This is a genomic window from Desulfobacula phenolica (assembly GCF_900105645.1).
GTDB lineage: Bacteria > Desulfobacterota > Desulfobacteria > Desulfobacterales > Desulfobacteraceae > Desulfobacula > Desulfobacula toluolica.
This window is the reverse complement of record NZ_FNLL01000004.1, coordinates 389,982-411,897: the sequence shown is the minus strand read 5'-3', so window position 1 is coordinate 411,897 and position 21,916 is coordinate 389,982. Positions and strand designations below refer to the sequence as shown.

General features: G+C 42.1%; 19 protein-coding genes. 9 read left to right on the top strand and 10 right to left on the bottom strand.

Annotation, left to right across the window (positions count from 1 at the left end):
• Positions 1–804, top strand: an 804-nt coding sequence (locus BLT94_RS09015) for an IS3 family transposase (RefSeq protein ID WP_139169007.1), incomplete at its 5' end; no start/stop codon positions are given.
• A gap of 81 nt (positions 805–885) precedes the next feature.
• Here the strand turns inward: BLT94_RS09015 and BLT94_RS09010 are convergent.
• On the bottom strand, positions 886–1,176 hold the full coding sequence (locus BLT94_RS09010) for a type II toxin-antitoxin system Phd/YefM family antitoxin (RefSeq protein ID WP_092232963.1): 291 nt from the start codon (positions 1,174–1,176) through the stop codon (positions 886–888).
• A 264-nt stretch (positions 1,177–1,440) separates the two neighbouring features.
• Between BLT94_RS09010 and BLT94_RS09005 the strand changes: the two genes are divergently transcribed.
• Positions 1,441–2,361 carry a TIGR01212 family radical SAM protein gene (locus BLT94_RS09005; RefSeq protein WP_092232960.1) on the top strand — a complete coding sequence of 307 codons (921 nt, stop codon included), beginning with the start codon at positions 1,441–1,443 and terminating at the stop codon, positions 2,359–2,361.
• 74 nt (positions 2,362–2,435) lie between these two features.
• Here the strand turns inward: BLT94_RS09005 and BLT94_RS09000 are convergent, their stop codons facing one another.
• The gene (locus BLT94_RS09000; protein ID WP_092232957.1) at positions 2,436–3,467 is read right to left on the bottom strand and encodes an FAD:protein FMN transferase; all 1,032 of its coding nucleotides are present in this window, start codon (positions 3,465–3,467) and stop codon (positions 2,436–2,438) included.
• 84 nt (positions 3,468–3,551) lie between these two features.
• On the opposite strand from BLT94_RS09000, the gene BLT94_RS08995 reads away from it, so the two are divergent.
• Positions 3,552–3,833, top strand: coding sequence for an RNA-binding S4 domain-containing protein (locus tag BLT94_RS08995; protein ID WP_407641559.1), 282 nt, complete (start codon positions 3,552–3,554; stop codon positions 3,831–3,833).
• A 17-nt stretch (positions 3,834–3,850) separates the two neighbouring features.
• Here the strand turns inward: BLT94_RS08995 and BLT94_RS08990 are convergent, their stop codons facing one another.
• A complete protein-coding gene (locus BLT94_RS08990; RefSeq protein WP_092232954.1) occupies positions 3,851–4,648 on the bottom strand; it encodes an RNA methyltransferase in 798 nt (265 codons plus the stop codon).
• Between the two features lie 292 nt (positions 4,649–4,940).
• Between BLT94_RS08990 and BLT94_RS08985 the strand changes: the two genes are divergently transcribed.
• Positions 4,941–5,819, top strand: coding sequence for a hypothetical protein (locus tag BLT94_RS08985; RefSeq protein WP_092232951.1), 879 nt, complete (start codon positions 4,941–4,943; stop codon positions 5,817–5,819).
• Here BLT94_RS08985 and BLT94_RS08980 read toward each other — a convergent pair.
• The 5 genes from BLT94_RS08980 to BLT94_RS08960 all read right to left on the bottom strand — a co-directional run bounded on the left by BLT94_RS08980 (position 5,805) and on the right by BLT94_RS08960 (position 10,534).
• Entirely contained in the window at positions 5,805–6,632 is an 828-nt protein-coding gene (locus BLT94_RS08980; protein ID WP_092232948.1) for a class I SAM-dependent methyltransferase, read from the bottom strand. The two genes, BLT94_RS08985 and BLT94_RS08980, sit on opposite strands and share 15 nt — an antisense overlap.
• Before the next feature lie 9 nt (positions 6,633–6,641).
• Positions 6,642–7,274 carry a helix-turn-helix domain-containing protein gene (locus BLT94_RS08975; RefSeq protein WP_092232945.1) on the bottom strand — a complete coding sequence of 211 codons (633 nt, stop codon included), beginning with the start codon at positions 7,272–7,274 and terminating at the stop codon, positions 6,642–6,644.
• Positions 7,275–7,291: 17 nt separating this feature from the next.
• A complete protein-coding gene (locus BLT94_RS08970) occupies positions 7,292–8,416 on the bottom strand; it encodes a beta/alpha barrel domain-containing protein (RefSeq protein WP_092232942.1) in 1,125 nt (374 codons plus the stop codon).
• Between the two features lie 155 nt (positions 8,417–8,571).
• On the bottom strand, positions 8,572–9,357 hold the full coding sequence (locus tag BLT94_RS08965) for an enoyl-CoA hydratase-related protein (protein WP_092232939.1): 786 nt from the start codon (positions 9,355–9,357) through the stop codon (positions 8,572–8,574).
• A gap of 28 nt (positions 9,358–9,385) precedes the next feature.
• The gene (locus tag BLT94_RS08960) at positions 9,386–10,534 is read right to left on the bottom strand and encodes an acyl-CoA dehydrogenase family protein (RefSeq protein ID WP_092232936.1); all 1,149 of its coding nucleotides are present in this window, start codon (positions 10,532–10,534) and stop codon (positions 9,386–9,388) included.
• 321 nt (positions 10,535–10,855) lie between these two features.
• Between BLT94_RS08960 and BLT94_RS08955 the strand changes: the two genes are divergently transcribed.
• The 5 genes from BLT94_RS08955 (at position 10,856) to BLT94_RS08935 (ending at position 18,253) form a co-directional block, all read left to right on the top strand.
• Positions 10,856–11,506, top strand: a complete 651-nt coding sequence (locus tag BLT94_RS08955; RefSeq protein WP_092232933.1) for a TetR/AcrR family transcriptional regulator — start codon at positions 10,856–10,858, stop codon at positions 11,504–11,506.
• 25 nt (positions 11,507–11,531) lie between these two features.
• Positions 11,532–14,807 carry a fused isobutyryl-CoA mutase/GTPase IcmF gene (icmF, locus tag BLT94_RS08950; protein ID WP_092232930.1) on the top strand — a complete coding sequence of 1,092 codons (3,276 nt, stop codon included), beginning with the start codon at positions 11,532–11,534 and terminating at the stop codon, positions 14,805–14,807.
• 28 nt (positions 14,808–14,835) lie between these two features.
• On the top strand, positions 14,836–16,011 hold the full coding sequence (locus tag BLT94_RS08945) for an acetyl-CoA C-acetyltransferase (protein WP_092232927.1): 1,176 nt from the start codon (positions 14,836–14,838) through the stop codon (positions 16,009–16,011).
• Between the two features lie 85 nt (positions 16,012–16,096).
• Positions 16,097–16,948 carry a 3-hydroxybutyryl-CoA dehydrogenase gene (locus BLT94_RS08940; RefSeq protein WP_014956199.1) on the top strand — a complete coding sequence of 284 codons (852 nt, stop codon included), beginning with the start codon at positions 16,097–16,099 and terminating at the stop codon, positions 16,946–16,948.
• A 105-nt stretch (positions 16,949–17,053) separates the two neighbouring features.
• A complete protein-coding gene (locus BLT94_RS08935; protein WP_092232924.1) occupies positions 17,054–18,253 on the top strand; it encodes a M24 family metallopeptidase in 1,200 nt (399 codons plus the stop codon).
• On the opposite strand, the gene BLT94_RS08930 is transcribed toward BLT94_RS08935, so the two are convergent.
• Together BLT94_RS08930 and BLT94_RS08915 are read right to left on the bottom strand one after the other, a co-directional pair.
• Complete coding sequence (locus tag BLT94_RS08930; protein WP_092232921.1) at positions 18,248–20,536, bottom strand: tetratricopeptide repeat protein; 2,289 nt, start codon at positions 20,534–20,536, stop codon at positions 18,248–18,250. The genes BLT94_RS08935 and BLT94_RS08930 overlap by 6 nt on opposite strands.
• A gap of 470 nt (positions 20,537–21,006) precedes the next feature.
• Positions 21,007–21,909 carry a universal stress protein gene (locus tag BLT94_RS08915; protein ID WP_092232912.1) on the bottom strand — a complete coding sequence of 301 codons (903 nt, stop codon included), beginning with the start codon at positions 21,907–21,909 and terminating at the stop codon, positions 21,007–21,009.
• Positions 21,910–21,916: the final 7 nt, after the last annotated feature.

Below are 21,916 nucleotides of genomic sequence, written 5' to 3'. Positions count from 1 at the left end.
AGCGGTTTTTACCAGTGGCGGAACAGAATACCATCAGCAAGGTCTCGTCAGAATGATCGGTTAAAGCAATGTATTTTTAAATTGTTCTCAGAGCATAACGGCATGGCCGGTAGTCCGATGATCACTGCTGATCTCCATGACGATCCAGATTTTTGTAATGTCAGTGAAAACAGAGTTGCTCGTTTGATGCGGAAAATGGGTCTGAAATGCAAAACATTAAAAAAGTGGGTTGTCACTACTGATTCCAAACACAATGAACCTGTGGCACCGAACCTACTCAATAGAAAATTTGATGTTAAAATACCAAACACCGTATGGGTGAGCGATATCACTTATTTAAAAGTTGGCCGTCATTGGTATTATTTGACCGTTTTTATAGATCTATTTTCAAGAAGTATTGTTGGCTGGGATTTAAGTAGATCCCTCGAAAGACATTCTGTAATCCGAGCATTAAAAAAGGCCATCATGCGCCGTCAGCCGGGAAGAGGTTTAATGATCCATAGTGATCGTGGCGTACAATATGCCAGTCAGGATTTTAAAAAAGTACTCAACACTCATGGGTATATCCAAAGCATTAGCCGTAAGGGTAATTGTTGGGATAATGCCGTAGCTGAATCCTTTTTCCATACCTTAAAAACACAATTGATCTACCATATTCGTTTGTATAATTTTAGAGAGGCTGAAAGAATCCTCTTTAAATATATTGAAATTTACTATAACCAAAGAAGGAAACATTCTACTAATGGCTGGAAAACACCTGCTCATTGTGAGCAGGAATGGTATAACTTAAAAAAAGTGGCTTAACTCGCTCTCCAGTTTTTTGGGGGAGGATCAAACCGATATTTATCAGATCCGTTTGAGCTTTTTGAGTCCAAAATATTTTTTTCATATTTCAAATTTACCAAATTCTGCATCAAGTTTCTTTTTAAAATCTTCATCAGAAACAATATTTTTATCATTGGAATCTTTCAAACCCTCAGATATTGCGTCTAAAAATTTATTTCTGTTAACCAGAAAATCATAATCTTTTGGACTTATTACAACACCAACAGGCTTTCCATGCTGTGTGATAACGATAGATCTACGGCTTGTATTTAAATCTTTTAAGAGAGATGATGCATTTGTTTTGAATTTTGCTATTGGTAAAATATCTTCCGAAACTTGAAAATCCTTCATATTTAACTCCCTATTTAAACTTATATTTAACTTTAAATATAAAGCTGTTTATATCAAAACACAATACCTGAAAGCAGAACAACCTGTTTTGACCGCATGGAAGAAGTGTGCTTGATAATAATTCAGGTCGGTTTGTGTTGACCGTTGCTGAGATATAAATGGATATATCATTTAAGTTCATTAAGCATTTATGATAAATAACTGGATGAGAATTGAAACAGGATTTTTGAAAAAAAAAGAGTTAACAGGTAAGTGGGGTGTTGAATGGATAAAAAGAAGCGGTATTCGGATTATAATACCTATCTGAGAAACTTGTTTGGTCAACGGGTGCAAAAAATTACGGTTGATGCTGGATTGTCATGTCCCAACCGGGATGGGGTGCTGTCCCGTGCAGGGTGTATTTATTGTAATGCAAAAGGTTCCGGTTCCGGATTGTTTGCCAAAGGCCTTTCCATAAAGGAGCAGATCGAATCAGGCAAGATCGGAATGATAAAAAAATATAAAGCCAAAAAATTTCTGGCTTATTTTCAATCCTATTCAAATACCTACACCACCTGTGCCCACATGAAACAATTGTATGATGAAGCGCTCGCCTGCGAAGGCATGGTGGGAATGGCCATCGGCACCCGGCCTGACTGCGTTGATGCTGAAAAACTGGATCTGATCGAATCTTATGCCAGAGATTACCTGGTCTGGCTTGAGTACGGGCTTCAATCCGTTCATGATGTCACATTGAAGTTTATTAACCGGGGACATACTTATAAGGATTTTTGTGATGCCGTTCAATTAACCCGTGGCAGGGGTATCAATATCTGCACCCATGTAATCCTGGGACTTCCCGGAGAAGACAAAAAAATGATGCTGGAAACTGCAAAAATATTGGCGGACAGCGGCATTAACGGGGTGAAAATTCATCTGCTGTATGTTATCAAAGGGACTGCTCTGGATAAACTGTGGCAAAAGGGCGGCTATACACCGATGGAACAGAAAGAATACGTGGAAACAGTGTGTGATTTCCTGGAATTGCTGCCGGATCAGATCATTATCCAGCGGATCACCGGAGACCCCCACTCGGATGAATTAAGGGCACCCATGTGGGCGGGCAGGTACAGGGAAACTTTTAATATGATTCAGCATACCCTTGAGCAGAGAGATTCTTTTCAGGGGATGAAATATAATCCTTAGATTGGGTACTGGGTTATGGGTACTATGTCATGGGTACCGGGTGAATTTTTCTTGATTTTTTTTGATAACAAAGCTTAAGGAACCAGAAAATCATCAAAGTTTTCAGAAGCATGGGTGACAAGGGTTTGACCTTTTTTTTGAATGATCAGGCATTCGGTTTGCCCAAGGCGGTTAACAAGCTTGAGTCCCTCTTGTATTTCCATGATCATAAGGGCTGTGGCAAGTCCGTCGGCAAAGGTGCAGTCTTTTGAGATGACGGATGCTGAAACGATTTGGCTGGTTGCCGGATACCCTGTTTTGGGATCAATAATATGGGAAAAGGTTTTTCCGTCTGCTTCAAAAAAATTTCTGTAATTACCACTGGTGGCAATAGCCTGGTTGTTCAGGCGGATAATTTTATATAATCCCTGGTGAGCATAATTTTTATCAGGTCTGCTGATGCCTACCGACCAGGATTGCCCGTTCAGGTTCTTGCCTGATGCATAAAGTTCTCCGCCTATTTCCACAAGAACATCATGAATACCGGATGACGTAAACAGTTTGGCAATGGCGTCCACCCCATATCCTTTTGCAATGGAACCAAGATCAAGGGTAACGGATTTTTGCTTAACAATGGTGTGCGGTTTTTTGAGGCTGATGTGGTTAAACCCGGTTTCTGATAACACCTGGCGTATGGTGTCAGCACCTGGAACATTGCCGGTTCGCTTTTTTGTTCCAAATCCCCACAGGTCAACCAGGGGCTTTACTGTTCCGTCCCAGGAGCCGCCGGTCAGGTGGTATATTTCTTTTGCCGTTAAAAGGATGGAAAAAAAATCCAAAGAGATGTTCACAGGTTTGTTAATTTCATGACTGTTAAAAAGGGAAATCTCACTTTTTGGATCATACATTGACAGCTTTTTGTTTACCTCTTTAAGACGGGTATCCACTTTGTTTTTCCATAAAGAGAGGGATTCTTTGTTGCGGGAGATAAATTTTATGGTGTAAAAAGTTCCCATGGTATTGCCGGATATGACGTGCTGCTTCCCGGATTTAAATGCAAACCCGGTGGATTGAAAAATAAAAAAACAGACAATAGCGTAAAAAGTGATGGTTCTAAAAAATTTCATATCAAAGATATCCTTTTCCTTTTTTTAGTATTCATTATATGGTTCCTGTTTGTAATGCAAGATCCTTGTGCATGGGATCAGGTTATGTCTGTTAATGGAAAGAAATTATTGAATTGTGATAAAAGAATAAAAATGAAAAAAAGAGTGGTTAACATAAAAACTGAGTTTGTTGAATTGTATAAGATCTTAAAGTTTGAAAATCTCGCAGCCAGTGGCGGGGAAGCCAAATATTTGATAAATGATGGCTTTGTACGAGTGAACGGGAGTGTTGAAACAAGAAAACGCAAAAAAATAGTTCCGGGTGATATAATCGAAACAGGTGGTGTTATCATTGAAATTCATATGCAACAACAACAGTCAAGATAAAATACCCAAAGAGCTGTTTAAGGGATTGTGCTTGCCACCTGAAAACAGATAACAGCTACGGCGTTGGCAACATTGATGGAGTTTTTTTTGCCAAACATTGGAATATAAGCAAACGCATCACATGCCGCCATGACATGGGATGAAATACCATATTCTTCATTACCAAACACAACAATGGTTTTCTTTTTCCATGAAACCTCATGAAAAGGACGGGCACCTGCAATGGTTTCAACACCAATGATCTGGAATCCTTTTGCTTTTTTTTCAATCAGTGCATGGGCAAGATCTTCCACTTTTTCCTGTTCAATCCATTCATGAGCCCCCATGGCGGTTTTTCGGACACCCGGATGTTCTTTGCCCGGGGTATTTCCGAGAATCACGGAGTTAAATCCGGCAGCTTCACAGGTCCTGAAAATGGACCCCACATTAAAAAGGCTCCTTAAACCATCCAGTGCTACATGGCAATCAAGATCAATTTGATTCACAGCTCGGGACAAATCATTTGTTTGAACCCTTTTTAGTAAATCATGATCGCGGACTGTTTTGCCTGTGGCAGACCGGTGGTAGTGAATCCTGTCTGAAATACTTTCAATCCATAATCTTGCAGTGCCGGTGTCTGGCGCAATAAACGGCGTCATTCCGGTCCAGTCAAGGATTTGGTTGTATTGGCGTGTAAACAGATCCAAAGAAGTCCGGTTGATCCGATTGGTGGTTAATTTCTGATAAAAACCGGATAACCAGTTGATCATATGCTTGTGCCGGGTTTCAAGGGGAATCGACAGCAGCTTTTTTTTTGTAAATCCAAACGTATCCATTTCACGGTCTCCAAAATAAGTGGGGTCAGGCTTGCATTATGGCCTTTTCGTTGTTTTTTTGCCTTTATACATTGATCATCTGAAAAAGTACAATTTGACCCGGATATCTGAAGCTAAATAGATTGGGCTTGATCATAATATCGGCCATTGGGAGGTATAAGGCTTAGGATAGTCCATGAATATATAAAAATTTTGTCTTATTTTTTAAATATATCCCCATTGTTTGCCGATATCTATTCTATTCAGAATATAAAATTATGCCATATTTTCAAGGAGAACAAGGAGAAGCAAGATGAGCATTATACAGGGCCGGTCTTTATCGGCAGAACCATCACGCCGGCAAAATTCATTGTATGACCAGCAGTTTTCAACTTATGCAAGAAAACAATCTTTTAGCTCCAGTGAAAGCCTTGATGCAGGGCTGACCATAAAAACCAGGGAAGGTGATCTTGTCACATTGACATCCAATACCTATTCCGGGCTTGATGCCTCCATGTATAACAGCAAAGGAGTTATGAAAACCGAATCAGGAACAGCTATGATCACTAAAAATCAAAGAGAAATTACGTTGACATCAGGAGAGAGTTTCAGCTTTTCCGTGACCGGGGATTTGAGTGAGGAAGAACTTGAGGATATCAACACCATTATAAAAGATATGGATGAAATAATTTCAAAAATGGCCCATGGGGATATGGATGATGCTGTTGCCAAAGCTGTTTCCATGGGAGATTATGATACGGTTTCCATGTATTCGGCAGATATTACCTATAAAAGATCATATGAAATGAGATCCGAAACCCGGACAGAAACTGTAAATACCATTCCAGGTAACGGTAATTTTCAAAAAGAAGAGATGCCTGTACCTTCTTTAAAAGAATTTATGCCTGAAAATCAAGGGGCTGAAAACAGGGAAAATAATTTTTTCAAAAATATTGATAAGTTTGTTGAAAAAATGATGGATAAATTGGAAGCTCATGAAAAAAAACAGGTGGTTAAAGCCCAAAACGCTATTGATCAGCTTTTCAGGCATCATCTTAAAGATGTAAAGATCAATCACAGTGAAGATCCATCACGCTACACTGCAATTGAAACCGCAGGAAAACAGATAAATACAATGCTGGATCAAATGTCAGGAAACCTTTTTAAAGAACAGGTTTCAGCTCTTTTTTAAAACAGCTTCAACAAGACAGATGGCATTGTTTTTAAAATTTGCAAGCATGTTTTTGCCGAATAATTTTGCATTATCACCAAAAATAATGCCGGGACTTAATGCTTCGGGCAAAGGCGTTTTTCGGGGAGATACAGCCTTGACTTTTTCCCACCATGACTCTGCAGCGAGGGTTTCATCCGAAGATAACCGTGTTTTAAAGCCGTGTTTTTCAAGCATGGCAAAGATGATATCCCGGGACTCAAGAAATGATATGGAAGCTTTCCCGGCCCAGGGAACCGGATAAAGAAGCGTATCGTTTTCCCCCTTGGTAATTTCATGTAATATCAGCTTTCCATCCTGTTTTAAAACTCTGGAAAATTCTTTGATAACGGTAGATTTGTTTTCAATATTCATGAGCAGATGCTGACATAAAACAACATCAAATGTGCTGTCTTCAAAAGGCAGATCAAGAACAGAACCCTGCTGAAATGAAACTGAGTTTTCAAGTCCGGTAATCCGGGTTAAAAAGTTTGCAGCATTGATAAACTGGTCTGCCAGATCAACACCGATAACCCGGCAATTAAACTGTTGGGCAAGAAGCCTGGAGGAACCGCCAATTCCGCAACCGGCATCAAGCAACAAAGCATTGGAATTCAGGCTGGCCTTTTTGAACAAATCAATGGTGGCGCGGGCACCGCCGGTATGGAGCTGATCAATGGGGGAAAGCTCTTTTAATCCAATGGGTGAAAGTTTTTTTTTTGCTTTGATTAATGCGGTTTCTATTTTTTGAGTCAGATTGTCTGAATTATAGTGGTCTTTTATATTTGATTCCATAATAATTCCTTATTCATACAACACGGCAAGTATGGTGGCTTTATCAGTTTTTGCAGTAAGAACATGGGATGTGGTGGACAGGTAGTAGGCACTGTCGCCTGGTTCAAGATCATAGGTGTCTTTTCCAATAACCAGGTTGATAATCCCTTCAAGAACAAAAATAAATTCTTCCCCGTTATGGATTGAGCCTTCCTGGTCCTGGTTTTTTTCCAATTGTACGATCAATGCTTCCATGTGACGGCCCTGGACTTCAGGGGCCAGGCTCATGTAAGAATAAACATTGCCTTTGCCGGTTTTTGAAGCGCAACGGGAAATCTCTTTTCTTTCATCTTTTCTTGTGATGGAATACAGTTTGTTCCCAATGTTTGATGCCAGCCTGCCCATGGCGGAATCCAGAGCCTTTGACAATTTCATCACAGTTCCAAGCTGTGGTTTTTCCAGGCCGCTTTCAATGTTTTGAAGCCTGGAGACTTCAAATCCCGTAAGATGGGAAAGATCTTCAATGGAAATACCCCGCTCTTCCCTGAGTTCTTTGATGCGTTTTCCAACCTCTTCCACATCGCCTGTTTCCCCGTTTTTAATATTTCCGGTGAGATTTTCAAAATAGTCTACATTGATATGGGGGATATCATTTTTTTCCATAGCACCTCCTTGTCATCTTATCCGGGGAAATTCTGATTTGGTTTTTCCCCCAGTTTTTTCTTTAGTTTGTCAAGTCCGGGTCTGGCATATTGCATATGGCCCTGCTTCAGGGTTCTGCCGTTGATTACAGCCTCACTTCTCAACCTTGTGCCTACTGTCTTTTCCAACTGTTTTCCCAGCCACAGGATTCTGTCAATATCGTATCCATGTTCTATACCCATTTCATCAATTTGTACAAGGGTATCTTCAAGGCAAACCAGTCCCACATATCGTTCATCATCATAATAATAATCGCCCGTGCCCTTGATGGGCCTGTCATCCATGAAGTTGGCAGGTTGTCCGCCAAGACCGCCAAGGGTGGCTTCAAAATGGCAGATGCCTGCTTGAAGCGCTGCAAGAACGGATGCTGCAGCCACTCTTTTTGTTTCATGAAAATGTGCAATGTGAAGGCTGGTGTCCGGTATTTCATCAAGGATCATGGAAAAATATCGAAAAACTTCTGCAGCCGAGGCAGATCCGTCGTGATCGGCATGCTCAATGTCGGAGGCTCCGATTGACAGCCAGTGCTTGGTGAATGCCACGGCATCCTTTAAGTCGGTTGCCCCGCCAATGGGACTTCCCCAGATGGTGCTGACCGTACCGCACATCTTGATGCCTGCGTTTGTGCATTTTTTTATGCATCTTTCTGCTTCTTTCCAATAATCGGGCAGGGTGGTGCCTGAATTGGCAAAATGGTGCTGTTCTTCAGTTGAGACCATCATCAATACCCTGTCAGGACCGACCCCTCTTTTTTTGAGTTCAATGGCCCTGTCAACGGAAGGTTCCCGGATGGTAATGGCCGTCAATATCACATCATCCATATTAATGCCTTTTTTATTTGCCCGGCTGATAAAATTATCGCTTCTCAGGTGAGCCAGAAGTTCTTCGGCATCACTGAACTGGGGCATGAGTCTGGGATTTCCCAGGTTGGTGACTTCAATATTGCGGCATCCTGCAAAAATCAATTCTTCAAGATAGGTGATTTTGGCAGGTGTGGAAACAAATTTTTCAAGGTGCTGAAATCCGTCTCTGACAGTAATATCACCGATGGTTACTTTTCTGGGCATTCTTGGAAATATTTTCCAGTAATCATATTCGGTCATGGTGTTTTCCTCCTTATTGCTTTTAAACTGAAAGTTTTATTTTTTTTTACTCCATTTTCACTCCATTCCTATCCATTTTCATTCCATTTTTACTTCAATTCAGCTTCCCGCCATTCAGCTTGCAGAAATGTTTTATTTGTATTTGCAGTTTTTTTTTATCTGCCTTTGTAACGGGGCTTTCTTTTTTCATTAAATGCTGTAAAGCCTTCGGTTCTGTCCTCAGTTGGGATGGTAACCCTGTAGGCATTGGATTCTATGGCAAGTCCTGTTGCAAGGTCGGTTTCAATGCCTTTGTCAATGGCATATTTGGCCATTTCAACGGCAATGGGACCGGTTTCACAAATCATGGCCAAAAGCTTCATGCATTCGTCCATGAGGTTTTCAGAAGGGGTGACCTTGTTGACCAAGCCGATTTCAAGTGCTTCTTTGGCATCCACCTTTCTGCCGGTAAAGATCATCTCCTTGGCCTTTGCCACCCCAATGAGCCTGGGCAACCGCTGGGTGCCGCCAGCTCCAGGGATGATGGCAAGTCTTGTCTCTGTCAATCCCATGACTGCGTTTTTGGATGCAATGCGCATGTCGGATGCCAGCATGAATTCCGTGCCTCCGCCAAGGGCCAGCCCGTTCACGGCACAGATCACCGGCATGGGCAACTGTTGGATTGCGGTCAAAAGGTTTCTGATGGTGAGAACAAATTTTTTTACTCCGTCAGGTGACAGGGTTGCTCTTTCTTTTAAGTCAGCACCTGTACAAAAGGCTTTTTTGCCCGCACCTGTAATAATTACGGCCCTGACATCATTTCGATAGTGCAGTGCGTCAACCTGTTCCCTGATCAGGTGCAACAGATTGAAATTAAAACAATTCATCACTTCAGGTCTATTCATGGTCAGGATAACCGCCTGGTTTTTTTCTTCCACCAGAAGCTGGTCGTTTGTACTCATGATTTTTTCTCCTAGATTAAAGCGGTTTTTAACAGCCAATATATCGTGAAATTACAATTCGCTGGACTTCGGAAGTCCCTTCACCGATTTCCAGAAGCTTCTGGTCCCTGTAAAACCGTTCCACATTATATTCTTTCATGAGACCATATCCCCCGTGGATCTGGATGGCATGATCCACAACTCTTGACATCACTTCGGAACAATACAGCTTGCCCATGGCAGCCTCCTTTTCAAAGGGCCGGTTATTGCTTTTCAGCCAGCAGGCTTTGTATAAAAGGTTTCTGGCGCACTCGATTTCCATGGCACAGTCTGCCAGCTTGAATGCAATGGCCTGGAATTTGGAGATGGGCTGTCCGAACTGCTCTCTTGTCCGGGCATATTTCAATCCAAGCTCATAGGCTCCCTGTGCGCCGCCAAGGCCCATAGCCCCTATGGAGAGCCTTCCTCCGTCAAGGGTTGCCAGCATCTGGTGAAATCCGTCGCCTTTTTTACCCAGAATGTTATTTTTTGGAACCCTTACATCATCAAAATAGAGTTCAGCCGTGTTGGAAGCACGCCACATGAATTTTTTTTTCATTGTGACAGCTTTAAACCCGGGTGTCCCTGTCTCAACAAGGATACAGGAATACTCGGGTTTGCCATTGTCTCTTGTGCCGGTGATGGCCTGGACAGTGACCCCCATGGTCATATCGCAGGCAGCATTGGTGATGAATATTTTAGACCCGTTAATGACCCATTCATTGCCGTCAAGAACAGCTGTTGTTTTGCTGCCGCCAGCATCTGATCCGGCTGTTGGTTCGGTAAGGCCGAATCCCCATAAGCCTTTCCCTTCACAAAGCTTGGGCAGATATTTTTGTTTTTGCTCTTTTGTCCCGAAATAGTAGATCGGGCCTATGCCCAGTGAATTGCCTGCTGCAATTGTGGCAGCCTGAGAACCGTCAATTCTTGCGATTTCTTCAACGCCTATAATGTATGAAATATAGTCCATTGCCTGGCCATCATATTCTTCTGAAACAAACATGCCGAAAAGACCGATTTCTCCCATTTTTCGAGTGAGGGCTTCGGAAAATTCTTCTTTTTCGTCAAGCTCTCCTGCAATGGGCGCAATCTCTTTTTGGGCAAACTTTCTAACTTCCTTACGGATCATTTTTTGCTCGTTGGTAAGGTCAAAATCCACCCCGGGCCTCCTTTGGATTATGAGTTGTTTTTTTTGTGGCGCTTATGGTTTTTTATCTGTAAAGCCGCTCGGTAATGACGAAAAGTGATCGAGCGCTCAGTCTATGTTTAAAATACTATATTTAAAGCAATTCTTTTGTCAAATGGTTTTTAAATGTTTTCTTTTGCCAGGGCGTTTTGACTACTGTATTAAAAGGTTGAAATTCAAAATAGCCGGTGGATAATTCCTTGACAAGGATGGGAATAAATGTAAAAAAATCTATGACTGAGCGCTCGTTCGAGTATTGTCATTGATGTTTTTTAAAGGAAAAGGACTGATTGTTTGGGAAGATTTAAAAAATCCAAGACACCGTTATCCGGCGGCGATGTTCCGACACAAATAAAGAATCCTGAACTGGTGAGTAAGCGACGGCGTCAGATTATTGATTCTACGGTTCAATTGTTTATTGAACACGGATATCATAAGACTACAACCCGGATGATTGCAAAAGCTGCTAATTTTTCAATTGGTTCTTTATACGAATACGTCAGTTCCAAAGAAGATCTTTTGTACCTGGTATGTAATGCCATTCACGAAGAAGTCCGGGATGCGGTTGAAAAAGCCCTGTCAAATAAGGATAAGGGAAAAGAAAGGCTTGCCGAGGCCATTCGTCAATATTTTTATGTCTGCGATAAGATGGGAGACCATATTCTTCTCATGTATCAGGTTACCCAGTTTCTGCCGGAAAAATGGAAGAAAAGGGTCCTTGTCAACGAGTTGGATATTACGGATGTTTTTATCAATGCGCTTTCTTCGCTTTCCGGAAAAGATATCTTTCCAACGCTTGATGCTAAAATATTGAATCTTGTGGGTCACAATATATCGGTTCTGGGTCAGATGTGGGCGTTTAGGCGATGGCATATGCAACGCAATTTTACTATTGAAGAATATATTGATATTCAGACCGATTTCATCTTTGGCTTGATATTTTAAAAAAAATGTCTGAAAAGGAGACAGTATGAATATGCAAATCAAAAGGTATACCCCTGAATATTCAGTTAAAGTGGTGACAGCCACCTCTCTTTTTGACGGTCATGATGCATCCATAAATATCATGAGAAGAATTTTGCAGGATTGTGGTGCGGAAGTGATTCATATCGGGCATAACCGTTCTGCACAGGAAGTGGTTGCAGCAGCCATAGAAGAAGATGCCCAGGGGATTGCCGTATCCAGTTATCAGGGGGGGCATGTTGAATATTTCAAGTACATGAAGGATCTGTTAAAAGAAAGAGGCGCATCCCATATCAAAATTTTTGGCGGCGGCGGCGGTGTTATCATTCCTTCTGAAATGGACGAGCTTCATGCCTATGGTGTGACAAGGATCTATTCTCCTGAAGACGGATCAAAAATGGGGCTTCAGGGCATGATCAATGATATGATGCAATCCATGGACTTCCCTTGTGCAGGGTATGATAAACTGGACTATGAGAATCTGAACGTCGAGAACAAATATGTGACGGCAACTTTTATCTCTGCAGTCCAGGAAGCCTGGAAAAACGACCGGGATGCTATTGAAAAAATCATGTCACCTATTTTTAAATCGGCTGCTAAAAAAGATGTTCCCGTCATTGGATTAACCGGAACAGGCGGTGCAGGCAAGTCGTCTTTGACCGATGAATTAATTATCCGGATGCTGCATGATCTTAATGATGTTAATATCGCCGTCATCTCCTGTGATCCGTCCCGGCGAAAAACAGGCGGCGCTCTGCTGGGTGACAGGATCAGGATGAATTCCATTGAAACAGGGCGCGTTTATATGCGGTCTCTGGCCACACGACTTTCTCAAACAGAGCTTCCCGAAGCTTTGCCGGATGCGATCCGTGTGGTCAAGGCAGCAGGGTATGACATTATTATCATTGAAACAGCCGGTATCGGCCAGGGTGATTCCAGGATTGTCGATCTGGTGGATATATCCATATATGTCATGACAGCCGAATTCGGCGCGCCTTCTCAGCTGGAAAAGATTGATATGCTGGATTATGCTGATATGGTCGTGTTGAACAAGTATGAGAAAAAAGGCAGTGAAGATGCTTTACGGGATGTGCGAAAACAGGTTCAGAGAAATCGTAAGGCCTGGGATACGGACCCAAAAGATCTGCCGGTATACGGAACCATTGCATCCAAGTTTAACGATGACGGAGTTACTGCATTTTATCTCGGGTTGCTGGATATTATTTTTGAAAAGAAAAAGATTAAATTTAAATCCAGTCTTCCAAGACCGGATAAAAAAGAATCCTCTTCAAAAACCATTATTATTCCGGGTGCAAGAACGCGGTATCTGGCTGAAATTGCCGATACAATAAGGCAATACCACAAGACAACCCAAGAGCAGGCAGAAGCTGTACGAAATAGATGGCATTTGATTGAAGCCTCCAAAACTTTGAAAGACAAGGGGCTTGATCAATTGCCGGATCTCCTGGAAAAACTGAAGGCTGCGGTTGCCGATGCCCAGGCTCTCGTGGAAAAAGAAACCAATGAGATTATTGATGAGTTCAATACCTTAAAAAGCGTATATGCAAAAGATGAGCTGGTGTATCATGTCCGTGGTGAAGACGTAAGCTTGCCTTTGTACAGCAAATCCCTGTCCCATTCCAAAATTCCAAAAATTTCCCTGCCGCAATTTACTGATCCGGGGGAACAATATGCCTGGATGAGAAAAGAGAATTTTGCAGGCAATTTTCCATACACAGCCGGGGTGTTTCCCTTAAAACGGTCGGATGAAGATCCCACCCGTATGTTTGCAGGAGAAGGCGGCCCTGCTGATACCAACAAACGGTTCAAGCTTCTGTCGGCCAGTTATCCGGCCAAACGGCTTTCCACGGCCTTTGATTCGGTTACTCTTTACGGATTTGACCCGGATACGCGGCCGGATATATACGGTAAGATCGGAACCTCGGGGGTGAGCATCTGCACCCTGGATGATGTAAAGGTGCTGTACAGCGGGTTTGATCTGTGTGCGCCCAATACCTCGGTTTCCATGACCATTAATGGACCGGCCCCCATGATGCTGGCCATGTTTATGAATACGGCCATTGCCTGTCAGGTGGAGGCGTTTAAAGAAAAAAACGGCCGCAAACCGTCTGAAGATGAGGCCGCAACCCTTTGGCAGTTTGCCTTGTCAAATGTCAGGGGAACGGTTCAGGCGGATATTTTAAAAGAAGACCAGGGGCAGAATACCTGCATTTTTTCCATTGATTTTGCCTTGAAAATGATGGGGGATATTCAGCAGTATTTTATTGATCATCAGGTGAAAAATTTTTATTCGGTTTCCATCTCAGGCTATCATATTGCAGAGGCCGGTGCCAATCCCATTACCCAGCTTGCTCTGACCCTGGCAAACGGGTTCACCTATGTGGAATATTATTTGTCCCGTGGCATGGATATCAACAGCTTTGCGCATTCTCTTTCGTTTTTCTTTTCCAATGGCATGGACCCTGAGTATACCGTGATCGGAAGGGTGGCCAGGCGGATCTGGGCCGTGGCCATGAAATATAAATATAAGGCAAATGAAAAATCCAGGAAGCTGAAATATCATATCCAGACATCCGGCAGATCCCTGCACAGCCAGGATATTCAGTTCAATGACATCAGGACCACGCTCCAGGGGCTGTGCGCGGTTTATGATAATTGCAACAGTCTTCATACAAATGCATTTGACGAAGCAATTACCACACCTTCTGCGGAATCTGTGAGGCGCGCCCTTGCCATTCAGTTGATTGTCAACCGGGAGTGGGGACTGGCAAAAAATGAAAACCCGTTGCAGGGAAGCTTTATTGTGGATGAACTCACAGATCTTGTGGAAGAAGCTGTTCTGATTGAATTTGAAAGAATAACTGAACGAGGAGGTGTGCTGGGTGCCATGGAAACCGGATACCAGAGGGGCAAAATCCAGGAAGAATCAATGTATTATGAATATCTGAAGCATTCAGGAGGGTATCCTATTGTTGGGGTTAATACATTTGAAGATCCTGATGCGGATTATGCACAAATGGCAAATCATCTGGAGCTTTCAAGGGCCACGGATGATCAGAAAAATGCCCAGCTTCAAAGGCTGGCTGCGTTTAAAGAGCGATATAAGGATCAATCGGAACAAGCGATTCAAGACCTTAAACAGACGGTTTTAAAGGGTGAAAATATTTTTGCAAGGCTTATGGAGACGGTTAAGGTCTGCAGTTTGGGAACCATCACTCAGGCATTGTATGAGGTCGGCGGAAAATACAGACGAAATATGTAAAAAACAACAGATTAGGAGAGTGTTTAATATGAATAAAGCAGTTATTGTCAGTGCTACACGGACCCCTTTGGGAAATTTTGGCGGCACATTGGCTACTATTGGTGCCACTGATCTGGGTGCCCATGTGATAAACGAAGCCATTGCACGGGCCGGCATTGATAAACAAGAGATCAATGAGTGCATCATGGGCATGGTTCTGCCCTGCGGATATGGCCAGAATCCCGGAAAGATTGCTGCGGTTAAAGCAGGGCTGCCCTGGGAAGTTGAATCCATTACGGTAAATAAGGTGTGCGGGTCATCATTAAAAGCAGTGATGCTTGCAGCCCAGGCCATCCAGTGCGGTGATGCCGAGGTGGTGGTTGCAGGCGGCATGGAAAACATGAGCCGTGCCCCTTATTATATGGATAAGGCCCGCTGGGGACATCGCATGGGGCCCGGTCGTATCGAAGACCACATGGTTCATGACGGGCTTTGGGATGTGATCAATGATTTTCACATGGGTATGTCCAATGAACTTTGTTCTGAAAAATGGGAGGTGTCCAGGCAGGAGCAGGATGAATATGCGGCACAATCGTATAAAAAAGCCAATGCCGCCATTGCACAAGGGCGGTTTAAAGACGAAATCGTACCAGTGCAGATTCCCCAGAGAAAAGGCAATCCCATTATGTTTGATACGGATGAATGCCCAAAAGAGACTGGATTGGAATTGCTCTCAAAAATGAAACCGGCATTTAAAAAAGACGGGGTGGGAACTGCCGGGAATGCATCAATCATAAGTGACGGGGCTTGTGCCCTGGTTGTCATGAGTGAAAAAAAAGCCAGAGAACTGGGCTGCAATATCATGGCAACCATTGGTTCCCAGGCCTCCTATGGCATTGATATGAAGTATGTTTTGATGGCTCCCATTTATGCCATACCCAAGGTGTTGAAAAAAGAGGGAATTTCTATTTCAGATATAGATCTGTTTGAAATCAATGAAGCGTTTTCCGGCAGCTCTGCAGGCATCAACAATGAGCTGGGCCTTGATCCTGAACAGGTAAACGTGAACGGCGGCAGCGTTGCTCTTGGGCACCCCATTGGTGCTTCCGGGGCCAGGGTATTGACTACCTTGTTATATGAAATGGAAAAAAGAGATGTTAATCGCGGTCTTGCCTCTCTTTGCCTTGGAGGTGGAGAAGCTGTTGCGCTTGTTGTCAACAGGTGATATGACAAATAATTGTCAAAAAGGACAATGAACTAAAACTATTGGGATAGACGTATAATTATCGAGGTATAATTAAGGAGGAAAAATGGAAGTAAAGAGATTTGGTGTTATCGGATCAGGACAGATGGGTAATGGTATTGCACAGGTTGTAGCGGCCAGCGGACTTGAAGTTGTGATGAGTGATATTAAAGAAGAATTTTGTGCAAACGGTATTGCCACTATTACAAAAAATCTTGACAGAATGGTGAAAAAAGAAAAAATATCCGAGGATGATAAAGCTGCAATCCTTGGCAGAATAACTACCACCACTGATTTGAAAGATATGGCATCTGTTGATTTTGTTGTTGAAGCAGCTGTGGAAAGAGAAGATCTGAAATTTAAAATTTTTGAAGATCTGGATGAAATCTGTCCGCCACAAGTCATTTTGGCCACCAATACATCTTCCATCCCCATCGGTCGTATTGCCTCCAGAACATCCCGGCCGGACAAGGTTATCGGCATGCATTTCATGAACCCGGTTCCTGTCATGAAACTGGTTGAGGTTATCAGAGGGCTTGCAACATCAGATGAAACTTTTGATGTCACCTGGAAGCTTTGCCAGGACTTTGGAAAAACCCCTGCTGAAGCCAATGATTATCCTGGATTTATTGCCAACAGGATATTGATCCCCATGATCAATGAGGCAGTTTTCTGTCTGTATCAGAGTGTTGGAAAACCCGAAGACATTGATACGGTTATGCGGCTGGGTGCCAACCATCCCATGGGCCCCCTTGCCCTGGCAGACCTTATAGGCCTGGATACCTGCCTTGCCATCATGGAGACTTTGTATGATGGATTAAAAGATTCCAAATACAGACCCTGCCCGCTCTTGAGAAAATATGTTGAAGCCGGCTGGCTTGGAAGAAAGACCGGAAAAGGGTTTTATGATTACAAATAATTAATTTTTAATAGTTATTTTAAATGAAAGCTATGGCATGGCATTAAAAAATGGATGCATTGCCATAGCTTTTTTTGTTTTGATCAGAAAATAATGGTGAAACAGATGATTAAATATAGCCGTACCACCCCTGAAGCAGAGCAGCAATCACGGATACTTGCATTACAGCAAAGACTTGAGAAAAATGATGTTGACGGTGTTTTGATTTTACAGAAAGTCGATATGTTCTATTATTCAGGAACTGCTCAGCAGGGATGGCTGTATATCCCGGTACAGGGAGAACCCGTGCTGATGATTTTTAAGGATTTTCACCGGGCCAGAGAAGAATCAGGGCTTCAACAGGTTGTTTGCCTTGTCAGCCCAAAAAAGATCCCACAAACGATTGCCCGATTCGGGTGTTCAATTCCAAAAAATCTGGGCCTTGAAATGGATGTGTTGAGTGTTAACCAGTATATTTTATTTCAAAAAATATTTTCCGGGTCAAACATGATTGATATATCACTTCAAATAAGGCTGCAGAGGGCTGTAAAGTCAGATTATGAAATCGGCTTGATGCGCAAGTCTTCACACATGGCAGATAAGGTTGCGGCCAAAGTTCCCGATTTGATCAAAGAAGGAATGACCGAGATTGAATTTGCAGGGCTGGTTGAAGCTTATGCCAGAAGCCTTGGTCACCAGGGTCTTGTCCGGATGCGAATGTGGGACAATGATCTTTTTTACGGCCATATCATGGCCGGGCCGGGAGCTGCCGTTCCCAGCTGCTTTGCTTCGCCCACCGGCGGCAGGGGAGTGAATCCAAGTATTGCCCAGGGACCAGGATTTGATCTTATAAAACGCAATGAACCAATACTTGTGGATTATATTTTTGTTTTAGATGGATATATCAGTGACCACACCCGGATCTTTTCTCTTGGTTCTCTGCCGGATGACCTTTTAAAGGCCCATGATGCAATGCTGGAAATTCAGGACATGGTAAAACAAAACGCAATCCCTGGAAGCATTACAGGGGATTTGTACGAAATGATGATATCCATGGCAGAAGCCAAAGGATACAAAGACTATTTTATGGGGGCAGGAGAGAGAAGAATCCGGTTTACAGGCCATGGATTAGGTCTTGAACTGGATGAATTCCCCTTTATCGCCCAAGGACAGAAACTGGCCCTTGAAAAAGGCATGATCATTGCTCTTGAGCCTAAAGTCGTTTTGCCGGGAAAAGGGGTTGTGGGTATAGAAAATTCATTGCTGGTAACGCAAAACTCTCTTGAATCCCTGACAACATTCAGTGACGAGATTGCCATATTATAAAAGGTCTAATACTTTTTTGGCGTCATCCGAGCCTTTAAAATTGCTTTGCAATGCCAGGGCTTTTTTTAAGGCTTTTTCCGCTTTAATATATTTACCCATCTTATTATAGGCCAGGCCCAGGTGGTAATGGAAAATAGGGTTTTCAGGTGCTTGATCAATACAGGTTTTAAATTCCGTTGCCGCACTGTCATAAAGTTCTTTTTTATAATAGACCCATCCCAAGGTATCCATAATGGCAGGCATTTTTCCGAGCCGTTCTTTTGCTTTGAGGGCAAGATCCAGGGCCTTGTTCAGTTCCCTGTCCTGCTCGGCATATAAAAACGCCAGGTTGTTCACGGCAGGAATATAATCCGGATTGATCTTCAGTGCTTTTTTGTAATGGGCTTCTGCCAGGTCAATTCTCTGCTGTTTTTCATAGAGGGTGCCGATAAGGCTGTGGGGAGATGCTTGATCAGGCCTGTTTTTAATCAGGTCTTTATAAAGATCAATTGCCTTGTCAGTTTTATTTTCGCTGTTAAAAATTCTTCCCAGGGTCAGGTAAGGGGTTATATAGGCCGGGTTTTTTTCAATGGATTGTTTTAATACCGCCTTTGCCTTGTCAATTTTTTGGCCGGCCAGCAGAAGGTTTGCTTTAAGGTTGAGAACGATTGAACTGATAACAGGTGAATGCCGTGTCTTTTTTAATTGATTATCGCATTTGTTTAATGCTGTTTTATACTGTTTTTCAGATGCATAAACCGCTATCAGGTTTGTAAACACATCCATGAGAAGGGGATTTAATTCCATGGCTTTGTTAAAGTTAGTCAGGGCCTCACTATTATTTTTTTCCATGCGGTTTATAATGCCCAGTCTGAAAAAAGCAGAAGGATTTTTGGGGTCAAGCTCAGTCATGTTTTTAAATATGGCTTTTGCTATGTCGTACTTTTTATTGGCCATCTGAATATTACCTGAAAGAATATTGGCGGCATAATGGTTGGGTATTAGGTTCAGTGCTTTTTTTATGCTGTCCTCGGCAAAATAAATATCTCCCTGGCGGTAATGGATGTCTGCCATCATTACTAATGCTTTAAAAAAATTCGGATTTTTCTCCAGTGCTTTTGAAAGAAAAATTTTGGCCTGTTTGAAGTCCTTTTTTTCAAAAAATATTGATCCTAAAAGAAAATTAAACATGGCGGATTCAGGTTCATGCTTGACAAGATCCTGAAAAATTTCAATTGCTTTGTCATAGTCTTTTCGGGTTGCAAGAATTTTTCCTTTGAGCATCTTTGCAGGCAGGTAATTCGGTCGTTTTTCCAAAATTTCATCAACAAGTGTTTCTGCTTTTAAAATGTTTTTATTGGAAAAATGAAAATTTGCATATGCGTTTTGGACTGAAAAGTTGTCCGGTTCAATTTTAAGGGCTTTTTGGATAAATTTTTCCGCCTCTGCTGTCCTTTTTTGGCTGTTCAATAATCTTGTCAGGAGCATATAGGCATTCAAATTTTTCGGGTCAGTATCAATGGCTTTTAAAAAGGTGATTTGCGCCTTCTCCGGTTTTTTTTGGCTTGCATAAAAGTTTGCCAGGAGGATAAGCGGTTCAGCAGTGCCCGGCTTTTTTGAAATAAAATCAGTGAGTACTGTCTCAGCAGCATCAAGTTGCCTGTCGGCTAAATAAAATCCAAACAAAGCCTTGGAATAGACGATGTTTTCCGGTTCAATTGCTACAGCTTGTTTCAGATTTTTTTCCGCTTTCAGATATTTTTTTTCGGCGACATACAGTCTTGCAAGTATCAGGTGGGCTTTTGCCTGTTTTGCATCAATCTTTAGTATTTTAAAATAGATCGTTTCAATCTTCTCCAGGTCTTCTTTTTTATCTTTGAGTATTGAGGCATTCAGGTACAGGGCCTGTATATTCTCCGGGGCTTTTTCAAGAACCTCTTTGACCCTGCGCTCGGCTTCCGGTCTTTTTTTTCCCAGAAGATAAAAATAGGCCAACTGGAGTTTATGTTCCAGGTTTTCAGGGTCGATTTGTTCAAGCCTTAACAGCACTTTAAATGTTTCCTTGGCATCTCCGAGTTTCATGTATGTTTTGGCAAGAAGGTTGTAAGCCTTAACAGATGTATTGTCTGATTTTATGGCGTTTTTAAGCTGAATAACCGCTTTTTGATATTCTGAATGATCAAAATAGGTCTGTGCTTCTGAAAGAAATTGCCCGGTTTTTGTCTTGGCAGATGAACACCCGGAAATTAAAAACATAGAAATGACTATGGTTGCAATATGGATTGGCTGTAAACGGTTTGTCATTATCATCCTCCGGAAAATAAAAAATTGTGTCGTGGCATATTTTAAAAATGCAATTTGTATACCTGCATTTTTTAATAAAATTTTCAGAGCGGATTGTGAGGGGTTGATAATGATTTTTTGGTTTGAAGGTTTTGAATGACAAGACATTTCAGGATATCAGGCACTATTGTGATATGACTGCCACGGACAGACCTGGTTTTTTGCTCAGATTTGCCCACAACAAAAAATGAAAGTCGCTGTTTGGATTTTTGAAGACTTTCATATAAAAAAAACAACAAGTTAATTATAAGAATTGATGAGAAAGCAACTCTCTATTGTGGAAAAAAGTTCATGGATTGTGAATTTTTTTTCACAATATGCAAAAAAAGGAATAAAAAGATCCGAATTTATATTTTCAAGAGATAAATTTTTAACGGCTTGATCGTATATGTGTCTGTTTGTTAAATAAATTTTATGATTAACTGTGTTTATCATCCTCCATATTTATCATCAAAAGAGTTCCAGAATTTTCTGTCCTTTTCCCGCCAGCCTTTACCAAAGGATTTATCAAAAAAGGGTTTTAACTTTTTAAACCAGGCGCCATAACCCTGGTTCCCCTGTATCCGGGTTTTGATGACATCGGCAACATGGTCGCCAAGATTGGCCAGCTCATCTTTGGGAATATAGGAGTCCGCACCTTTTTGAATGGATTCTTTTAAATTTTCAGGGGTCAGGGCATGGGCGGTCAGCATGAGCGCAGGAATATCTTTTTTACGGGCAAGTTCAAGAATATCATAACCGCTTACACCCATGATATCCAGGATGGCAACATCATATCGATTATGTTCAATCAGTTTTCTGGCCTCATCAAAAGTGGCTGCCTGATCAAGAAAACACATGTCCAGCAACTCTTCAACCGTTTCCAGGATATCAGGTTCATCATCAAGTACCAGAAGCCTCCGGTCCCTTAAGAGTTCTTGGGTTGTCATATTGTCCAGGTTAAATTTGACCGTGGTGACAGGGCAGGGGGCTTTGAGGATGACATGGCGTGATGTGGAACCCAGAAAGGCTTTCTGTGTTCTGGAAGTTTTCTTTATTCCCAGAAAAATATGATCAATGTCATTTTCCTGTGCAAACTTAACCAGATCTTCTCCCGGTGAAAGTCCTCTTACGCTTTGTTGAGCATCGTATTTTACTTTTGAATGCTCCATCAGTTTTCCGGCAAACTCAAGATTTTCTTCTGCTTTTAAAATATTTGACTGTTTTTCAGAAGTTCCACCCTGCATTGAGGTGATGATATAAACAGAAGCATTGTTTTTCAGGGCATAATCCCTTGCAAGGGATAAAGCGAGTCTTCCGACTTCTCCACCATTATATCCAACAAGTATTTTCATATAAATC

What these genes read in the sequence shown, in the direction of transcription:
- BLT94_RS09010 (WP_092232963.1), bottom strand. Translation starts at nt 1,176, where the DNA reads ATGAAGGATTTTCAAGTTTCGGAAGATATTTTACCAATAGCAAAATTC.
- BLT94_RS09005 (WP_092232960.1), top strand. Translation starts at nt 1,441, where the DNA reads ATGGATAAAAAGAAGCGGTATTCGGATTATAATACCTATCTGAGAAAC.
- BLT94_RS09000 (WP_092232957.1), bottom strand. Translation starts at nt 3,467, where the DNA reads ATGAAATTTTTTAGAACCATCACTTTTTACGCTATTGTCTGTTTTTTT.
- BLT94_RS08995 (WP_407641559.1), top strand. Translation starts at nt 3,552, where the DNA reads ATGTCTGTTAATGGAAAGAAATTATTGAATTGTGATAAAAGAATAAAA.
- BLT94_RS08990 (WP_092232954.1), bottom strand. Translation starts at nt 4,648, where the DNA reads ATGGATACGTTTGGATTTACAAAAAAAAAGCTGCTGTCGATTCCCCTT.
- BLT94_RS08985 (WP_092232951.1), top strand. Translation starts at nt 4,941, where the DNA reads ATGAGCATTATACAGGGCCGGTCTTTATCGGCAGAACCATCACGCCGG.
- BLT94_RS08980 (WP_092232948.1), bottom strand. Translation starts at nt 6,632, where the DNA reads ATGGAATCAAATATAAAAGACCACTATAATTCAGACAATCTGACTCAA.
- BLT94_RS08975 (WP_092232945.1), bottom strand. Translation starts at nt 7,274, where the DNA reads ATGGAAAAAAATGATATCCCCCATATCAATGTAGACTATTTTGAAAAT.
- BLT94_RS08970 (WP_092232942.1), bottom strand. Translation starts at nt 8,416, where the DNA reads ATGACCGAATATGATTACTGGAAAATATTTCCAAGAATGCCCAGAAAA.
- BLT94_RS08965 (WP_092232939.1), bottom strand. Translation starts at nt 9,357, where the DNA reads ATGAGTACAAACGACCAGCTTCTGGTGGAAGAAAAAAACCAGGCGGTT.
- icmF (WP_092232930.1), top strand. Translation starts at nt 11,532, where the DNA reads ATGAATATGCAAATCAAAAGGTATACCCCTGAATATTCAGTTAAAGTG.
- BLT94_RS08945 (WP_092232927.1), top strand. Translation starts at nt 14,836, where the DNA reads ATGAATAAAGCAGTTATTGTCAGTGCTACACGGACCCCTTTGGGAAAT.
- BLT94_RS08940 (WP_014956199.1), top strand. Translation starts at nt 16,097, where the DNA reads ATGGAAGTAAAGAGATTTGGTGTTATCGGATCAGGACAGATGGGTAAT.
- BLT94_RS08935 (WP_092232924.1), top strand. Translation starts at nt 17,054, where the DNA reads ATGATTAAATATAGCCGTACCACCCCTGAAGCAGAGCAGCAATCACGG.
- BLT94_RS08930 (WP_092232921.1), bottom strand. Translation starts at nt 20,536, where the DNA reads ATGACAAACCGTTTACAGCCAATCCATATTGCAACCATAGTCATTTCT.
- BLT94_RS08915 (WP_092232912.1), bottom strand. Translation starts at nt 21,909, where the DNA reads ATGAAAATACTTGTTGGATATAATGGTGGAGAAGTCGGAAGACTCGCT.